Here is a 17371-nt window from a genome sequence, read left to right on the forward strand (position 1 = left end):
TTTTTCGGTAAAGCTTATCTTCGGGATTTAAAGGAGTCCTGTATTAGCACCCTGTTTACCAGTCGCCAGCTCAACTTTGACGATTTTGCCACCCATTTTCATAATCCGTTGCTGTTCGCGAAACCAGTTGTCATAGGGGACTAGCTTCGTAAAATAGGTGTTTTGGAGTTCCCGCTGAGTCCGAATGCGTGTCTGACTGGGAACGCAAGCAGTTATCTTGAACATCCGCATGGGTTAAATTCTCCTGGTATTTAATAAAAGTTTAGGGTGTTGTTGACACTCTCAGGTCTGAAGACGCTGAGATTCTTGGTTCAAACGAGTCCACTTAACACAGAACAGTTACCTGTTTCATGCCAGAGATTGTTCTCTCCCCAAGCGTTCATCCAATGTAAGGGATCTGTTTGGGTATGCCCTACCCTACAGTTTAAAACCTAAAAATTTGGTTTCTCTGGTACTTGCTGCAAGCGAGTTTTTACCTGTACAAGCTATTTCCTGTACAGAACCCCCTAACTTTAGTTTCCAAGGTGCGTTGCCTTTCGGCTACTGGGTTTTTTTAAGTAGGTTGAATACCCTTTCCTACTAAAATTCAGTTTACCACATGGGAAATTAAAAGTTGTCCTTATTAAAAAATTCAAGGTTAATAAATTCCCTTGAGTCGATTTTCATCCCAGCCCTGAAGGGACAGGGTTTTCAATCTCCCATATCGTTTATACTCCGCACGGGCAGAAACTGTTCTTTTTGATTTGTAGGGGCGACGCATTCCGGCAAATATCTTTGATTTCAACCAACAAATTAATACGGTCATACTTCGCCCCTACTACTCGGTAAAAAAAGCTTGCTCTATGACCGTGAACAGTATATATAAAAACCAAGGTCTGAGAGTCAAGAGTAAATACTAGCCGAAGACAACTTATCCCATGAATTAGACAAGCCCCCAACGCTCTAGCATTGACTCCAGACTTCCCAGACCGTGACTAGGATAGAAGACAGAGCTTTGAAACTAAGCCTTCAGCTCCTCAAGAAGCATCTAGCTCAAGCCAGAGCAGATGTAGTCGAAGTAAACGCCCATTTCCTTACCAGCATCAGCGCCTACGAGGCTAGCGGTAACTTCCTTCATAGCTTGGATAGCTTGCACTGTAGCTGAGACGGGAACGCCCAAGGAGTTGTAGGTTTCCTTCAGCCCGTTGAGTACGCGCTCATCAAGAATGGAGGGGTCACCAGCCAACATGGCATAGGTGGAATAGCGCAGGTAGTAGTCCAAGTCGCGGATGCAAGCTGCATAGCGACGGGTGGTGTACATATTGCCACCGGGACGGGTGATATCAGAGTACAGTAGGGCTTTGGCTACTGCTTCTTTGACAATGGTAGCGGCATTAGCGCTGATGGCGGTTGCAGCGCGAACGCGCAATTCGCCAGTTTGGAAGTAGCCTTTCAGCTTTTCCAGAGCGGAGCTGTCAAGGTATTTACCTTGAACGTCAGAGGAGTTGATAACAGCGGTAATCGCGTCTTGCATCTTTTTGCTTCCTTAAGTCACCTAATCTGGGAATCTTTAACTGAGTGCAGAGGGAGGACAACGTCCTACTGCATCGCACCAATCACGTAGTCGAAGTATGCACCAGCTTCAGATGCGTCTTCAGCAGACAGCAAGGAGGTGGCAACATTCTTCATGGCGCGGATGCCTTCAGCTACCGCAGGAATGGGGGTGCCCAGGGAGTTGTACATTTCACGAACGCCCACCAAACCGATTTCTTCGATCGGAGTGACATCGCCAGACACAACTCCATAGGTTACTAGACGTAGGTAGTAGTCTAGGTCGCGCAGGCAAGTAGCGGTCATTTCTTCACCGTAGGCATTACCACCGGGAGAAACAACATCAGGACGCTTTTGGAACAGTTGGTCGCCAGCTTGCTTAACGATGCGTTCGCGAGAGTCGGTCAGTGTTTGGGCGATACGCAGACGACGGTCGCCACCAGTGACAAAGCTCTTGATGCGATCGAGTTCACCAGGGCTGAGATAACGAGCCTCAGCATCGGCATTCACGATGGATTTCGTGACGATACTCATTTACGGAATCCTCCAAAAAATATGTAACCAGGTGTGTTTTAACTGGCAAAAAGCAACTGTGTAGCAGAGCTTGAATATCACTGCTGCGATCGAACCCCAGATTATAACTTATGCTATCGCACATTTATTCTGAGGCCAGCTTCAGTATTCTTCAAACTTCTCATCTATCAGAAGTAAATCTGATTATCCGACACAGCTACCTTCGCAAATATTTTGCGACATTACCGTCACATTTTGACGCTGCTCTTAACACTTTGTAATAAAAGTCCTAATGTTTGCATTGTGACAGGCAACCAACTGGAAATAGCCTTATCTCCAAGAACAGGAGGAGATAAGGCTAGAGACTTTTAACTTTTGTTGCCCCTTCTTTTAGAACCGACCACCCAAGTAAGAGGGTGATAGGCTCGACCAAGGCTGCTTAACCAAGTCTGTGGCTGCTTTGACGCTGCCCAGGTAGTTGCCAGCAGGTAGAGAGGGGAAGCGATCGTAAGGCACCACATCCTCACCAAAGTATTGCGCGTACTCTGGACTCTCGACCACCGCTTCTACGGCTGCCTTCAACCCTTTCTCGGCCAGAATCTGGTTGTATTGACGGATTTCGGCCTGAGTAGCTGGTGCCCGACCCAGAAGGTGACGGAAAAGAAACTCAATCACCTTAGTGTTGGGATAAGGAGTGTAGAAGCGCCGACGATAGATTTCGGAACTAGCCAGAGAGCGAACAAACTCGCGTACAGAGATTTCCCCATTGCGGAGTTTGCTTTCCAGGTCAGAACGACGGAACTCATTGGGAACTTGACCGCTGAACACATCCATAACTTGACAGTAGACAGCGTTGAGTACCAGAGCTATTTCACCCTGATTCATCCCTGGGTTCATGCGGTAAATCCGAGCCGGTTTGCGGCGCGTCGTACCAACACCCACTTCAACAGATTGCCCTTGACCGTTGTTGAAGGAGCGTCCCTTCTCGATAAACAGGGGCTTGGTCTTATCCATAGCCCGTGCTTGACGCGCTATATCCCCCATTGCCTTGCCCATCAGCGGCATTTTGGTGGCATCCATGCGGGGCTTCACTGTTGAGAAGCTGGGTACTACTACCTCATCGCTTTGCTTCGTGAGCTGGTTGTACAGTTTTTGGCTATTCGGGAAGTTGGCGGCGGGTAAGGTGAGGAAGCGATTGTAAGGAACGGTATCTTCACCAAACGCACTACCGTACTCAGCGCTGTTCACCATCGCACCGATAAAGGCACGAATACCGCCAGAAGCGAGAATCTGGTTGTATTTGCGAATTTCGGCTTGGTCTAAAGGTGCGCGTCCCAAGAAGTGCTTGGTGCCGAGTTCGATGACTTTGGTGTTGGGATAAGGAGTGTAGAACTCTTTGATGTAAAGGTTCGACTCGCCCAAACTTGTGATAAATTCCTTCAGATTGATTTCACCATTGCTCAGTTTGCTCTCCAAGACGGTGAATTCATTCTTCACGATGTAGGGTTCCACATCGCGCTCAAATATCTGCCGATAGGCAGCGCGAATCAGAGTTCCCACCTGATTCTTATCGCCGTTGTCAGTCAGCTTGAAGACTTTGGTTTGCTCGCGCTTCTTGCTGACGCCTTGGTTGATGCGGAATTGAATATCGGGTTCAGTCCGAATGTCTTTGACTTCACCCAATTCGACAAAGAGCGGATTTTCTTCTTTGTCTATCCTGATACCAGTTTCGCCGATGCTGCCAACGCGGAGATTGCGTAGGGCCACGCCTTGCGGGGTCAGATAACGCTCGTAAGGAACGGTATCTTCATTAAATGCCTCGTTGTACTCCAAGCTATCAATCAAGGCATCGACTAGAGCGTAGAAGCCTTTTTTGGCACAAATATCGAAGTATTTGTTGTTTTCTGCACGCCCGTAAGTAGGCCGACCCAATAACCGCCGATGGATATATTCGATCGCTTTACACACATACAGCGATGTCCAGTACAGCTTGCGGAACAAGTCTGACTTCGCCAAGGCGCGAATAAACTCCCGCACTGTAATCTCGCCGTTTTCCAGCTTGATTTCGGCTACTTTCAGGCGCTGACCTTCGTAAACATCCCGCCCAAACACCTGCAAGTAACAAGCACGAATCAGGGCTTGGGTTGAACTTTCCGTGAATTTAACGCTGACGCCCTGTTTGGTGAAACCGCGCTTTCCGCCAAATCCCGTAAAGCCAGGAAGTTGATCGAGCTTAAACACCTTGGGTCCCAGCGTACCCGGTGCTTTACCCCGCGCTGCTGGGTTGCTGAGTTGGTTTTCAATGCCAGCGCCGCGACGAATCAGAATCCGCCGGGTATCTTTACCAAAAGGAGCTGGTCGGGTGCTGGGATTGCGAGTTTCTTTGGGGAAGATTGCCCCAAACTGAATTTCTAAGGGGTCGTTACCGGAACCGTATGGGTGTCGATCTGGCAGCGGACGATCGTAAGCTGCAAAGGTGGTGATGAACTGCGGTACTTTGCGGAATGGCGCACTGTAATTAAACAGGTCTTGCTGCGGCCCCCAGTTGCGACATTCTTGGGCTTCTTGACCCAATCCCCGGATGTAGGGTACTGTTTCTTCACCGAAGTAGTCGGAGTATTCTTCGGAATCTACCAATGCGTCTATTAGACCTGGTAGACCTTTGTTTGAGACTAGAGCAAAATATTTTTGCACTTCTTCCCGGCTGGAAGGGCCGCGTCCCAAGATGTGACGGAAAGCTAGTTCTAGAGCGCGACTGTTAATGTAAGGCTCGAAGAAATTTTTCCGGTACAGAGGAGATTTACCCAAACGGCGGATAAATTCCTTCATCGAGATTTCGCAGTTCTTAACCTTGGATTCCAAATCGGAAATTCCCAGGCTGTAAGCGCGAGTAATATCCCGTTCAAAGACTTGCCTGTAGGCAGCTTTAACAACATCTTGTTTTTCTCTAGCAGAAAGTCCCGGTTTCATGACGAATTTGGGACGCCGCTCTGCCGCTAGAGAGTAAATTTGGGGCAGCTGCAAACCTTGCTCGTCGCCAGAAGGACGTTGCCGCACTTTGTTCGAGGGGGTTGGGGCTTTAAATTCGGCAATCAGAACATCCATGTACTGAGTGACGATATTTGTCCCTTCTGAGTCTTGCCGGAAATAACCGAGTGCTGCTTGCTTCATTTCTTGCAGGGCCACGATGGTGGCTTCGCCAGAGCAAGCATTTTCAATAATTTCCCGCAATCCTCTCGTGTTGACGGCGATGATATTGGGGTCACCGGCGACGATCGCATAAGTGACGTAGCGCAAAAACCAGCTGAGATCCCGCAGCGATTTCTGCATATTGCTCGGACCGTAGCGGGCTACGTTGATCGGTCGGAAATTAGCTGGCACTGGCCCACCGCCAGAGGCACTAAAGAGCGATCGCAATCCCTCGAAGAAACCGCCGCTAGTTTCCACATACGTTGCGGTTCCTAGCTTCATTCCTTCCTTCGTGTCTACAGCAGTTCCAGCCATGCTCATCACTGGCGCTTCCTTCGGCTTTTCTAAGAAAGCCATCGGGGAACCACCGACAAAAATCCGGTTAGCCGCACGGGAAACAATCAAATCGGAATTTTGCGTGAGCGTGCCAGCAATTTCCAGACGTCTAGCGCCAGAACTAAAATAGCTTGCCAGTTCGCTCAGCTCGCCGCGCTCCAAAAAGCGGTCTTGTTGTTCCGCTTGGGAAATTGTCGCAACTGGTACGGTTTGATATAGTTGCGGACGCGCAACAGAGCTTCCACCACTTGCTTTTACACTCATCGGTTCTCAAAAGCTCCCTATAAAATCGTCACTGTGGTGATGAAGTACCTTTCTTGAGCTACAAGGCGCTACTATAAAGAACGCTTCTCTAGCCCAGATCGGCTTCCAGTTTGTGACTCCCTCTCCGCTCTTGATGAAACAGTGCCGAAAGTACTGTTTCTCTTAGCAAGAGCCGGTATAACGGCGTCTCCTGGCAGCAGCCCACCTTCCATAGGCCGAAATAACTTTTGTTTGCCTTGACCGCTTAATTTTCGCGGCCTTTCCTTGTCTTCCTTCTTCCCCCATCGGATGAAGAGGCGAGTGGATTTAAGGAGAATTTGTACGAGGCCCTCTAGCCCCTTAGCAGTCCCACCCGCAATTCCCTTGTCCCTTAGCTATGAGCGGTTATAGCCCAACGGCACATACACCGCAAAGCCACACTTTTTGCCCAAGAGCGAAGGCATTGGGTAAGGGTGCCTTAATAATTGCCCGCAGGTGGTTAACCCCAGTCTTTAGATTAGAATGTTTCGGGCTCCTCACACTCATTTATTAAAAAATGTGTTGAACCAAATTCGCTTGATTACCTACGTAATCATACTGGATAGCGGCGGAGTAACTGAGAAATCTGATAAGTTTTGTAACAAAAGACTAGGGGCTAGAAAAGTCAAAAGTCAAAAGTCAAAAGTCAACAGAAGAATTCTTCCCTCAACACTCGCCCCTTCTTCCCTCTTCCCTCAACACTCGCCCCTAGCCCCTAGCCCCTTCTTCCCTAATGACTAATCAAGACATTACTTCCGCTGTTGAGCGTCTTTACGATACTTACCCGTTTCCGCCAGAACCTTTGCTGGATAGTCCGCCACCTGGGTACAACTGGCGCTGGAATTGGCTGGCAGCTTATAATTTTTGCACCGGGCAAAAACCGCAGAAACAGGATATCCGCATTCTAGATGCTGGGTGCGGTACTGGGGTAGGGACTGAGTACCTGGTTCACCTCAATCCCCAGGCTCAAGTTGTTGGCATCGATCTGAGTGCGGGGGCTTTGGCCGTGGCTAAAGAGCGCTGTCAGCGATCGGGTGCATCTAAGGTGGAATTCCATCATCTCAGCTTGTATGAGGCAGGACAACTCCCCGGTGAGTTCGACTCGATCAACTGCGTGGGGGTGCTGCACCACTTACCCGATCCGAAACGCGGAATTGAGTCCCTAGCTGCGAAGTTAGCGCCTGGGGGATTGATGCACATTTTTGTCTATGCGGAACTGGGGCGCTGGGAAATCCAGCTGATGCAGAAAGCGATCGCACTCCTTCAAGGTTCCCAGCGCGGCGACTACCGCGATGGCGTCAGTGTCGGGCGTCAGATATTTGCTTCACTACCAGAAAATAATCGTCTTGTCAAGAGAGAAAAAGAAAGATGGTCGATGGAAAATCATCGGGATGAATGCTTTGCCGATATGTATGTTCATCCGCAAGAAATTGACTACAACATCGATACTTTGTTTGAATTAATTGATGCTTCCGGGTTAGATTTTGTCGGTTTTTCTAATCCCAAAACCTGGCAGTTAGATCGGCTTTTGGGGAATAATCCAGATTTGATGAAACGGACAGAAGGATTGAGCGATCGCGAACGTTATCAATTAATCGAACTATTAGATCCAGAAAACATCACCCACTACGAATTTTTCCTAGCGCGTCCTCCTTTACCGTCATCTGATTGGTCATCGAAAGAAGCGCTTTTAGCAGCAATTCCAGAACGCAATCCTTGCATGGATGGATGGCCGAGTCGGTGTTTGTTTAATTACGATTATCAAATTGTGAATTTGTCGGAATCTGAGTTTGACTTTTTGCAAGCTTGTGATGGTAATTCAGATAAACGTAGAACGATAGGAGATATTTTGGCTAGTGTGAAATTGGAAGAGGAAGGAGTGCGATCGCTCTTGGAACAACAATTAATTTTGTTAACTCCGAACATAAAATGAAGTAAGAGAAAAGCTTATCAAAAACTTTGGAGGCCATTCAATGCGTTTCACAAATATATCGATCGCTCAAAAGCGGCGGGGCGCATGATCGTCATAGACTTGGATGACGTTCATTGGGAAGAAAATATAACCGATCGAATTCTAAAAATGACACCTGTTGAGGGTGAATCAGAAGAGTCGTAGTCTTGCCTAACAAATCCTAACCCGATCGAGCGCTGCGTCGGACAGACGGGCGATCGCACAATCTAACAATCTCAAGTCGTACTGCTTGGCTCCCTGTTTATTGCCTGAGAAACTAGCAATTCGTCTTTAGTAAAGCGTACCATTTACGGTGGATGTTTAGACTAGGCGCGAACGATCGATTACTTCGGAGTGCAGGTCTTATCACCATCCTACGATTCCATCAACGATCGCACCCACTGAAAATCACTCTCGCTTAGCGGTGGGACAGGCTGCTGTGAATAATCGATCGCAAAATCTAGAGCCGCTTCCTGATAAACTTGTCCCAAGACCTCAGATAAATTCACAACAGGTTCTCGATCTCCTGGCTGCAAAGGAAGCAAGAATTGGGGAATCGATTCACGCACATTAAACGGGTAGAGTTCAGCTTCGGGACGGAGATTAGCCCTACTGACCAAAATGCGATAGTGCGATCGAATTGCTTCCGCCATTGGCATAAAGTTTCCCGTTCTCAGCAGATCGATTTCAACCAAGTGAGTAGCACTGTTCAAAACCTTTTGTCGCTTAGTCAGATACTTATCTCGACCTTCACCGACTCGTTTATTTTTGGGGGAGAGGACTTCTACGACCGTTACCACCCTCCCAGTCTTGACCTCCCGAATCTCCAGATAGCGTTCGGTGATTTCTTCAGTCAAAGGCAATGTCACCCGAATTGGCTTACTTAAAACCCCAGTTGTTACCACAGAAGGTCGATCGGCTTCAGGGTTTTGTTGGAAAATAGAAGCATCGGGAATACCGACCAGTAGAGTATCATCGTAAACCCGTTTCTCTACAGCAGCTCGATAATTGGGTATGAGTGAGGGATTTAGCGATCGCGCCAGCTCGACAATCAGCCAGGAGTGAACCTCTGACCACAAGGAAGGATTTTCAAGATAAGGGTTCATCCCTGGGAAACTCGGTGTCATAATCGCAACAGAAGGAATGAGAGAAGGGACGATGGAAAGAAGTGCGTTCCATCCATACTATAGCCAGAGTCACATAAGTTAGGACAGTATAGAGCTATTCCCCGCAAGGAAGCGACTGTGTTTGCACTCAGCACTTTGCTATACCAAGAATTTCTCTATGGAAACTGCTATGCCGCATATAAAGGCCGATCGCCAAACATTGTACGAGACAGATTACCTGCAATGGATAGAAACAAATGTAGAAAAATTGCGGAATCAGGACTATGCAAATGTGGATTGGACTCACCTGATGGAGGAAATAGAAGACATGGGGAGGAGCGAGAGGAGAAGTCTAGAAAGTAACCTGATTGTAGTTCTGCTCCACTTGCTTAAATGGCAATACCAACCTGAAGAAAGAAGCGGCAGTTGGGAAGGTAGCATTATCGAGCATCGCAGGCGTGTTAAAAAAGCTCTAAAAGAGTCTCCCAGCTTAAGACCCTATCTAGACAGCATTTTCGCTGAATGTTACGCAGAAGCAGTCAAACAAGCAAAAGCTGAAACTGGCTTAGCACTAGAGACTTTCCCTACAGAGTGTCTCTACGAGCTGACAGAAGTGACGGATGATGGGTTTTTACCATAATGAGGGGCTAGTGCCGCTACGCGGAAGTCAAAAGTCAAAAGTCAAAAGTCAAAAATCGTTTGAGTGTCAGGCATTTAAGTACTTCTGAACTGGTGGGTTATTTCTGCCGCGCTGCGCTAGGGAAGAGGGGAGAGGAGAAGAGAAGGGAGAAAAGCTAAGTAGGGGTGAGTTTAGCAGATAAACTGTAATGGAAACGGAAGAGTTAACCACAAAACCCGCCTGTACTGAGTTTTGAATTGAAATGAGCTTAAACGGACAGAGCAAAATTCCACAGATCCTTAAAGATCGTGAAGCGGAAGTCTTGGCCGACTGGCTGGGCGAGCAAATGGCAGCGGGTATCCGCAAAGACTTGCTCAAGGAAATGGAGTTGCGCGAGGAGTGCAGAGAATTCCTTGAGTTATTTACAGATGCTATCCAACAGGGTAACTTCACCAACATCCAATCCCCGGAGTGGCGTGGCGTGAAGGATATGTTGGCTAGCGTTTCCCGATCGCGCACTCAGAAAGGCTTCACGCCAACAGAAACAGCAAACTTTGTATTCTCGTTTAAGCAGCCCTTATTCAAGCGGTTGCGCCAGGAACTGGGAGAGAATGGCGAAACCCTACTGGAAGAAATTTTGTCTGCGACTAACCTGATAGACAAACTCGGTCTGTGGACAACTGAAATCTATCAGAAAACCCGCGAGGAGGTAATCCTCCGCCAGCAAGAAGAGCTAATGGAACTCTCAACGCCAGTGGTGAAGCTGTGGGAAGGCATTTTAGCCCTGCCCATCATTGGCACCCTCGACAGCGCCCGCACCCAAATTATGATGGAATCTCTCTTGCAGATGATTGTACAGACAGGTTCCCAAGTTGCGATCATCGACATTACTGGAGTGCCAACTGTGGATACTCTGACGGCGCAGCACTTACTGAAGACGGTAACTGCGGCTCGTTTGATGGGCGCTGATTGCATCATCAGCGGTATTCGTCCCCAAATCGCTCAAACGATCGTCTACTTGGGTGTAGATTTGGCCGATATAACCACAAAGGCTTCCCTCGCGGATGCCTTTGTTCTGGCTTTGAAGCGATCGGGATTTGCGATCGCACGCTCCAAGTCCGCTATTTAAGGAGGGAGGAAATATTATGGAACGCATCGCCATACTCCAGATGGGCCAATTCCTCCTCGTCACCATTCAAGTCGATATGCACGATCGCCTAGCGATGACTTTGCAGGACGACCTGACAAACCGCATTAGCCAGACAAGCGCTCGCGGTGTACTAATAGATATATCAGCGTTGGAGATAGTTGATTCCTTCATCGGGCGGATACTGGGAAACATTGCCAAAATGTCGCGCATACTGGATGCAGAAACGGTGGTTGTAGGAATGCAGCCCGCTGTAGCCATCACTCTAGTAGAGTTGGGACTCTCTCTAAAAGGCATTCGCACATCCTTAAATGTTGAGAAGGGAATGGCTCTCCTGCGGTCATCGTTAGGAGATTCTGAAGGGGGGAGCATGGACGGTGATGCAGAAAAATGAAATTATCAGCATCAATTCCTCCTCAGATGTTGTGCTAGTAAGGCAGGCAGTGCGTCAGTTGGCCGTAGAGTTAGGTTTCAGCCTGATAAACCAGACAAAGATCGTCACGGGAGCCAGCGAACTGGCACGCAACACCCTGGAACACGGGGGTGGCGGGACTGTAAATATAGAAGCGCTGGATGAAGGAACCCGTCGCGGTCTGCGACTGATTTTTGAAGACTCCGGGCCGGGTATTCCAGATCTTGAACTGGCGCTTAAAGATGGCTTCACTACAGGAGGCGGACTCGGTATGGGATTGAGCGGGACAAAGCGGTTGGTCAACGAATTCGATATCGTTTCCCGTGTCGGAGAAGGCACCCGCATCACAATTACAAAATGGAAGTAAGAAGATGAGAGAAACCGTCGTCTTGCCTATTTCGGAGTCCAGTCAAGCTGGTGAAGCGCGACGGCTAGCTATGGCCCTCGCGAGCCGTCTTGGCTTCAACGACACACAGCGAGGAAAGGTAGGCATCGTAGTTACCGAGATCGCAAATAACTTGGTTCGCCACGCTAGGGAAGGCCAGCTGCTACTAGGGTCTCTGGCAAAAGACGACATCGCGGGGATCGAAATATTAGCTCTGGATAAAGGGCCGGGAATGGTTGATATCGGGGAGTGCCTGCGGGATGGCTATTCTACGGCAGGTACTGCTGGCAAGGGTTTGGGGGCAATTAGTCGCCTAAGTGCTTTTTTCGATATTCATTCTGTTCCCAATGTGGGGACAGCTTTATTAAGTCAGATCTGGGCTAGCCAAACACCGTCTAGCACACCATACAGCAATATAGAAATAGGTGCGGTATGTCTGCCTAAAACAGGTGAGGAGGTTTCGGGCGATCGTTGGGCAATCGATCGCTATGCCGATCGCACTCTGCTGCTAGTATCAGATGGTTTGGGTCACGGGCCGATGGCCGCCCAAGCTTCTCTAGAAGCTATCAAAATATTTCGAGAGAATGTCCGCAAAAGTCCCGCTGAAATTATGGAAGCTGTGCATGGGGGTTTACGAAGTACGCGGGGCGCTGCTGTGGCGATCGCTCAACTAAAGTTTGAACAACAAATCATTCGTTTTGTAGGAGTGGGAAATATCTCTGCCAGCGTTATGTCTGAGTCGGGAAGCTACAGCATGGTTTCCCACAACGGCACCGTCGGACACGAGGTTCGCAAAATTCAGGAGTTTGTCTATCAGTGGCCAAAAGGAGGGCTTTTGGTGATGCACTCCGATGGGTTAGGTACTCAGTGGCGCTTGGATCGCTATCCTGGTTTAGCCGCAAAACATCCCAGTACAATCGCGGGAGTTTTATACCGCGACTTCAACCGAGGACGCGACGACGTAACGGTGCTAGTTGCTAAAGAAAAGTGCTGAGTGCTGAGTGCTAAGTGCTGAGTACAAACACAGTCTTGGCCTTGTTTTGAGCGTTCAATACTGTCCTAACATATCTGACTGTGGCTATAAAGAAAATTGAATTAATTGCAAATTTTAGATTTAAGAATTGCCAATTTAATTTTTCAATCTCAAATCTCAAATCTCAAATTAATTTACCGATGACTACTTTACTAAATATAGAAATACGATTTGAACAAGATGTAGTAATGTCGCGTCAGCGGGCGCGACAAATTGCACAAGGTTTGGGATTTGACCCCCAAGACCAGACGCGCATTGCCACCGCTGTATCCGAAATCGCCCGCAACGCTTTTCAGTACGCCAAGCTGGGAAAAATTGAATTTCGAGTGGAAGGCGAATCGCCTCAAATACTTCTAATTTCCATTAGCGACAAAGGAGAGGGTATTGCCAATCTGAACATTATTCAGGAGGGCAATTACAAGTCTCCAACCGGAATGGGGTTAGGTATCATTGGCAGCAAACGTTTAATGGATCGGTTTGATATCGAATCTTCGCCCAGCGGAACTAAAGTGGTGATGGGAAAGACATTGCCGAAACGCGCTGCTAAGTTAACAACCAACCTCTCGATGCAGATTGCCGATAAGTTGGCAATCCAACCTCCTGATAATCCGTTTGCAGAAATTCAGCAACAGAATCAAGAACTTATTCGTACTTTAGACGAACTAAGAAAGCACCAAGAGGAACTAACTGACCTAAACCGGGAACTGGAAGCTACCAATCGCGGCGTTGTGGCGCTTTATGCAGAATTAGATGAAAAAGCGGAGTTTTTAGAGCGCGCCAACGAATTAAAAACCCACTTTCTCTCAAATATGAGCCATGAGTTTCGCACGCCGCTCAATTCTATTATGTCTCTGTCTGCAATGCTGACCGATCGCATGGACGGCGAATTGACTACAGAACAAGAAAAGCAGGTGATGTTTATCCGTAAATCCGCAGAAGGTCTTTTGGAATTAGTTAACGACTTGTTAGATTTGGCGAAGGTCGAGGCAGGAAAAATTGTTGTTTATCCAAAAGAATTTGAACTGAGCGATTTATTTGCTACTTTGCGTGGGATGCTGCGCCCGTTGCTTAGCCATAACTCTTCGACTTCGCTCATCTTTGAAGAACCTGTCGATATCCCAATTCTCAACACCGATGAGGGAAAAGTTGCCCAAATTCTCAGAAATTTTATTTCTAACGCACTTAAATACACCGAACAGGGTGAGATTCGCATCAAAGCAGATAAGATCGGCAACAACGTTGTATTTTCGGTCGCAGATACGGGTATCGGTATTGCACCTAAAGATCGAGAGCGCATTTTTGAGGAATTTACCCAAGTGGATTCTCTCATTCAAAAGCGCTTTAAAGGAACGGGTCTCGGACTACCGCTGTCGCGCAAGTTAGCCGAATTGCTGGGAGGTGGCGTTTCACTTTTTAGCGAAATGGGGGTGGGCTCCACATTTTTTGCTACAATACCGATCGTGTATGGGGACGAGACGGCAAGGGTATCTGTGCCGGAGATTAGTTGGGAGTTAGATCCGCTGCGGTCGCCGATCCTGGTGATAGAAGATAATGCGGAAACTATCTTCACTTACGAGAAGTATTTGGAAAAATCTATTTATCAGATCGTCTCGGCCCGATCGCTCAAAGAGGCAAAGTACGCACTTGAGAAGTTTAAACCAAAAGCCGTACTGTTAGACGTCTTGCTAGAGGAAGAGAGTACGTGGTCTTTCCTCTCGAAAATGAAACAAAACCCAGCGACGCAAGATATCCCCATTTTGGTGGCAACAGTTATTGATAATGAAAAGAAATCTCTGGCTTTGGGGGCTGATGCGTTCTTGATCAAGCCAGTGGATCGATTGTTGCTTTTGAAAAAAATTAATACTCTAGTCAGGGGAGATATTCCGCAAAAGTTATTGATTGTTGACGATCAGGTGGTGTCCCGTTATTTACTCAAGCAACTTTTAGCCGATTCTCGGTTTACCATTATTGAGGCAACAGATGGGCATTCTGGCATTCAGCTAGCGCACAGCGAAAATCCGGCTTGCATTTTTCTCGATTTGGTAATGCCAGAAATGAACGGGTTGGAGGTTTTAGAACATCTAAAAAGCAATACCGCTACTCGCCATATTCCTGTAATAATTAATACTTCCAACCTGCTGTCAGAAGAGGAAATACGCAATATTGGCAATCGTGCGGTGGTAATTCTATCTAAAGAAAGTTTATCTAGTCAAGAGGCATCCGCTATCCTAAGTGAAGTTCTTATGAAAGCTGGGCTAGTTCTATAGCAAGAGGAGCAGGGGAGCAGAGGAGCAGAGGAGCAGAGGAGCAGAGGAGCAGGGGAGCAGAGGAGCAGAGGAGCAGGGGAGCAGAGGAATAAAAATGTTATTTTTTTGAACAAAGGCATAACAACTCCGAAAAAGCCGTAATTTTGTGGCAAAAAGGGAGTAAAGAATTGCAAATATGAAATCTAAAATCTAAAATCTAAAATTACCCAATTATGTCGGATCAGCATCAAATCACAATATTGCACGTAGACGACAACGAGACCAACCGCTATGTGGTTTCTCGGACACTTCAGAAAGCCGGGTTTGATGTTGAGGAGGCGGCTACTGGCGAAACTGCCCTGCAAATGATAGCACAGCAACCACCAGACTTAGTTATTCTTGATGTCAGGCTTCCAGATATCGACGGGTTTGAAGTCTGCCACAGGATCAAGACTAATCCTGCCACATCTTTTATTCCGGTGCTGCATTTATCTGCTAGTTTTGTCAAAAGCGAGGACAAGGCACAGGGGTTAGATGGCGGTGCAGATGGCTATCTAGCGCAGCCGGTAGAGCCGATCGAATTACTAGCTACTGTTAAAGCTTTGCTCCGCATCCGAGAAGCTGAGGAGTCGGCGCTAACTTTGGCGAAGGAATGGCAAACGACATTCGATGCGATGAGCGATAGTGTTTGTCTGCTGGATAGTCAAGGAAAAGTTATGCGATGTAACAAAGCGATGACCCAGCTTCTCTTAAAATCAGAGGGCAAAATTAGCGATCGCTTTCATCAGGAACTCATGCAACCTATTTTAGGAAGCATTGAGGTAACTCCTTTCGATCGCGTCCAAGAAACTCTGTGTCGGGAAACTATAGAGATACACTCAGTAGACCGATGGTTTTCGGTAACCGCAGATCCCATCTTCGACGAGGGTCAAGTTTTTACGGGTGCCGTTTACATTGTGGCTGACATCACCAACCGAGTCGGATCTGAAGAAGCACTCAAATCAAGCGAAGAACGGTTTCGGATGTTGTTGGAAAATGTGAAAGATTATGCAATTTTCTTCCTCGATACCGACGGGCGCATTACCAGATGGAGTATTGGGGCAGAACGCATATTAGGTTATCGGGAAGCAGAGATACTGGGACAACCTATCTCAATTATCTTTACACCTGAAGACCTTGAGTGCGGTGCGGACAAGCAGGAATTGTCCAAGGCAGTTGAGGAAGGTCGCGGTGAGGATGAACGCTGGCACCTGCGTAAGGGGGGCAGCCGTTTCTGGGCGAGTGGCATAGTAACGCCGTTACGAGATGCGACGGGACAGCTACGTGGCTTTGCCAAAATCATGCGCGATTTCACGGAACGTAAGCAAGCTGAAGACGAACGCGCCCAGCTACTAGCCCGCGAACAGCAAGCACGCGCCGAAGCTGAAACGGCGAACCGCATGAAAGACGAGTTTTTGGCGACACTTTCCCACGAATTGCGATCGCCTCTGAATGCGATGCTGGGATGGGCTCAGCTGCTCAACAGCCGCAAGTTTGACGAGGCTACTACGGCTAAGGCTATGGATATTATCGAGCGGACTGCCAGGACACAAGCTCAATTGGTTGACGATTTACTTGATGTCTCGCGAATTATTCAGGGCAAGTTGCGTCTTAAGGTTCGTCCGGTTGAACTTAGTACAATTATTGGAGCGGTTCTGGATACGGTACGCCCAGCTGCTGAAGCTAAGGGGATTCAACTCGAAAGCGTCTGCGATCCTAAAGCCGGGTTGGTCGGCGGAGACTCAGACCGCTTGCAGCAGGTAATCTGGAACCTGCTGTCAAATGCGATTAAGTTTACACCTAACAGAGGGAGAGTAGAGGTTCGACTAGAACGGGTTAATTCTGATGTTGAAATTAAAGTAACCGATACGGGAAAAGGCATCAGCCCGGATTTTGTGCCTTATGTTTTCGATCGCTTTCGTCAAGCCGATAGCTCTATGACCCGGCGGTACAACGGACTCGGCATCGGTTTGGCTATTGTACGCCATTTAGTGGAGCTGCACGGCGGCACAGTTCATGCCCACAGCGAAGGCGAGGATTTGGGAGCAACATTTATTGTGAGGTTACCCATTATGTCCGCGCTATTCGAGGCAAGCGAGAGCGTTCGCATATCCACGGTTGAAGCTGGAACCCCGTTTGACAACCCTCCAGCTCTCAACTGCTTAGAGGTACTCGTGGTGGACGACGATGCCGATACGCGGTTGTTTCTCTGTATGGTACTGGAACAGTGCGGCGCTAATGTAACACTAGCTTCATCGGCTTTCGAGGCATTCGAGGTAATTCAGAATTTGAAACCAGATATCCTGGTTAGCGATATCGGGATGCCGCAAGAAGACGGCTACAGTTTGATCCGCAAAGTACGATCGCTCTCAGCAGAGGAAGGGGGACTGATTCCAGCAATTGCCCTGACGGCATATGCTAGAACGGAGGATCGAATGCGATCGCTCTTGGAAGGTTTTCAAATCCACATACCCAAGCCAGTCGAGCCAGCTGAGTTAGCCGCCGCCGTCGCCAACCTCGCAGGGCTAGGAGCTAGGGGCTAGGGGCTAGGGGCAGAGGGGAAGAGGGGCAGAGGGGCAGGGG

14 protein-coding genes and 1 pseudogene are annotated in these 17371 nt (G+C 48.2%); 8 read left to right on the top strand and 7 right to left on the bottom strand.

Features of this window, described 5'->3' with window-relative positions:
* Positions 1-27: 27 nt before the first annotated feature.
* The 6 genes and pseudogenes from LAY41_RS25920 to LAY41_RS25940 form a co-directional block, all read right to left on the bottom strand.
* Positions 28-231: a phycobilisome linker polypeptide gene (locus tag LAY41_RS25920; protein ID WP_249070131.1), complete on the bottom strand. Its 204-nt coding sequence runs from the start codon at positions 229-231 to the stop codon at positions 28-30.
* A gap of 406 nt (positions 232-637) precedes the next feature.
* Positions 638-805 carry a hypothetical protein gene (locus LAY41_RS25925; protein WP_249104462.1) on the bottom strand — a complete coding sequence of 56 codons (168 nt, stop codon included), beginning with the start codon at positions 803-805 and terminating at the stop codon, positions 638-640.
* Positions 806-1027: 222 nt separating this feature from the next.
* Complete coding sequence (gene apcB / locus LAY41_RS25930; protein ID WP_249070130.1) at positions 1028-1513, bottom strand: allophycocyanin subunit beta; 486 nt, start codon at positions 1511-1513, stop codon at positions 1028-1030.
* 65 nt (positions 1514-1578) lie between these two features.
* Entirely contained in the window at positions 1579-2064 is a 486-nt protein-coding gene (gene apcA / locus LAY41_RS25935; protein ID WP_249104465.1) for an allophycocyanin subunit alpha, read from the bottom strand.
* Positions 2065-2433: 369 nt separating this feature from the next.
* Entirely contained in the window at positions 2434-3123 is a 690-nt protein-coding gene (locus LAY41_RS33000) for a phycobilisome rod-core linker polypeptide (RefSeq protein ID WP_476726997.1), read from the bottom strand.
* Positions 3124-3132: 9 nt separating this feature from the next.
* Positions 3133-5832, bottom strand: a pseudogene (locus LAY41_RS25940) (phycobilisome rod-core linker polypeptide); the annotation flags it as partial.
* A gap of 751 nt (positions 5833-6583) precedes the next feature.
* Between LAY41_RS25940 and LAY41_RS25945 the strand changes: the two are divergent.
* Positions 6584-7783: a class I SAM-dependent methyltransferase gene (locus tag LAY41_RS25945; RefSeq protein WP_249104470.1), complete on the top strand. Its 1200-nt coding sequence runs from the start codon at positions 6584-6586 to the stop codon at positions 7781-7783.
* Positions 7784-8175: 392 nt separating this feature from the next.
* Here the strand turns inward: LAY41_RS25945 and LAY41_RS25950 are convergent, their stop codons facing one another.
* Positions 8176-8928 carry a DUF4058 family protein gene (locus LAY41_RS25950; RefSeq protein WP_249104472.1) on the bottom strand — a complete coding sequence of 251 codons (753 nt, stop codon included), beginning with the start codon at positions 8926-8928 and terminating at the stop codon, positions 8176-8178.
* Positions 8929-9097: 169 nt separating this feature from the next.
* On the opposite strand from LAY41_RS25950, the gene LAY41_RS25955 reads away from it, so the two are divergent.
* The 7 genes from LAY41_RS25955 (at position 9098) to LAY41_RS25985 (ending at position 17331) form a co-directional block, all read left to right on the top strand.
* Positions 9098-9547 carry a DUF29 domain-containing protein gene (locus LAY41_RS25955; RefSeq protein WP_249104474.1) on the top strand — a complete coding sequence of 150 codons (450 nt, stop codon included), beginning with the start codon at positions 9098-9100 and terminating at the stop codon, positions 9545-9547.
* Between the two features lie 241 nt (positions 9548-9788).
* Positions 9789-10655: an STAS domain-containing protein gene (locus tag LAY41_RS25960; RefSeq protein WP_249104475.1), complete on the top strand. Its 867-nt coding sequence runs from the start codon at positions 9789-9791 to the stop codon at positions 10653-10655.
* A 16-nt stretch (positions 10656-10671) separates the two neighbouring features.
* Entirely contained in the window at positions 10672-11067 is a 396-nt protein-coding gene (locus tag LAY41_RS25965) for an STAS domain-containing protein (protein WP_249104477.1), read from the top strand.
* Entirely contained in the window at positions 11054-11452 is a 399-nt protein-coding gene (locus tag LAY41_RS25970; RefSeq protein WP_249104479.1) for an anti-sigma regulatory factor, read from the top strand. The genes LAY41_RS25965 and LAY41_RS25970 overlap by 14 nt, the downstream gene beginning before the upstream one ends.
* A 4-nt stretch (positions 11453-11456) precedes the next feature.
* Positions 11457-12464 (top strand): ATP-binding SpoIIE family protein phosphatase, encoded by a 1008-nt coding sequence (locus LAY41_RS25975; RefSeq protein WP_249104481.1) that lies wholly within the window; start codon positions 11457-11459, stop codon positions 12462-12464.
* Positions 12465-12643: 179 nt separating this feature from the next.
* Positions 12644-14770 (top strand): ATP-binding protein, encoded by a 2127-nt coding sequence (locus LAY41_RS25980; protein ID WP_249104483.1) that lies wholly within the window; start codon positions 12644-12646, stop codon positions 14768-14770.
* Between the two features lie 212 nt (positions 14771-14982).
* Positions 14983-17331 (top strand): hybrid sensor histidine kinase/response regulator, encoded by a 2349-nt coding sequence (locus LAY41_RS25985; RefSeq protein WP_249104485.1) that lies wholly within the window; start codon positions 14983-14985, stop codon positions 17329-17331.
* Positions 17332-17371 lie beyond the last annotated feature (40 nt).

The organism is Argonema galeatum A003/A1 (assembly GCF_023333595.1).
Lineage (GTDB): Bacteria > Cyanobacteriota > Cyanobacteriia > Cyanobacteriales > Aerosakkonemataceae > Argonema > Argonema galeatum.

Coding starts and splice junctions, on each gene's coding strand:
- LAY41_RS25960 (WP_249104475.1), top strand. CDS start 9,789: ATGAGCTTAAACGGACAGAGCAAAATTCCACAGATCCTTAAAGATCGT.
- LAY41_RS25970 (WP_249104479.1), top strand. CDS start 11,054: ATGCAGAAAAATGAAATTATCAGCATCAATTCCTCCTCAGATGTTGTG.
- LAY41_RS25975 (WP_249104481.1), top strand. CDS start 11,457: ATGAGAGAAACCGTCGTCTTGCCTATTTCGGAGTCCAGTCAAGCTGGT.
- LAY41_RS25920 (WP_249070131.1), bottom strand. CDS start 231: ATGCGGATGTTCAAGATAACTGCTTGCGTTCCCAGTCAGACACGCATT.
- LAY41_RS25955 (WP_249104474.1), top strand. CDS start 9,098: ATGCCGCATATAAAGGCCGATCGCCAAACATTGTACGAGACAGATTAC.
- LAY41_RS25965 (WP_249104477.1), top strand. CDS start 10,672: ATGGAACGCATCGCCATACTCCAGATGGGCCAATTCCTCCTCGTCACC.
- LAY41_RS33000 (WP_476726997.1), bottom strand. CDS start 3,123: ATGGATGCCACCAAAATGCCGCTGATGGGCAAGGCAATGGGGGATATA.
- LAY41_RS25985 (WP_249104485.1), top strand. CDS start 14,983: ATGTCGGATCAGCATCAAATCACAATATTGCACGTAGACGACAACGAG.
- LAY41_RS25980 (WP_249104483.1), top strand. CDS start 12,644: ATGACTACTTTACTAAATATAGAAATACGATTTGAACAAGATGTAGTA.
- LAY41_RS25950 (WP_249104472.1), bottom strand. CDS start 8,928: ATGACACCGAGTTTCCCAGGGATGAACCCTTATCTTGAAAATCCTTCC.
- apcB (WP_249070130.1), bottom strand. CDS start 1,513: ATGCAAGACGCGATTACCGCTGTTATCAACTCCTCTGACGTTCAAGGT.
- LAY41_RS25925 (WP_249104462.1), bottom strand. CDS start 805: ATGACCGTATTAATTTGTTGGTTGAAATCAAAGATATTTGCCGGAATG.
- LAY41_RS25945 (WP_249104470.1), top strand. CDS start 6,584: ATGACTAATCAAGACATTACTTCCGCTGTTGAGCGTCTTTACGATACT.
- apcA (WP_249104465.1), bottom strand. CDS start 2,064: ATGAGTATCGTCACGAAATCCATCGTGAATGCCGATGCTGAGGCTCGT.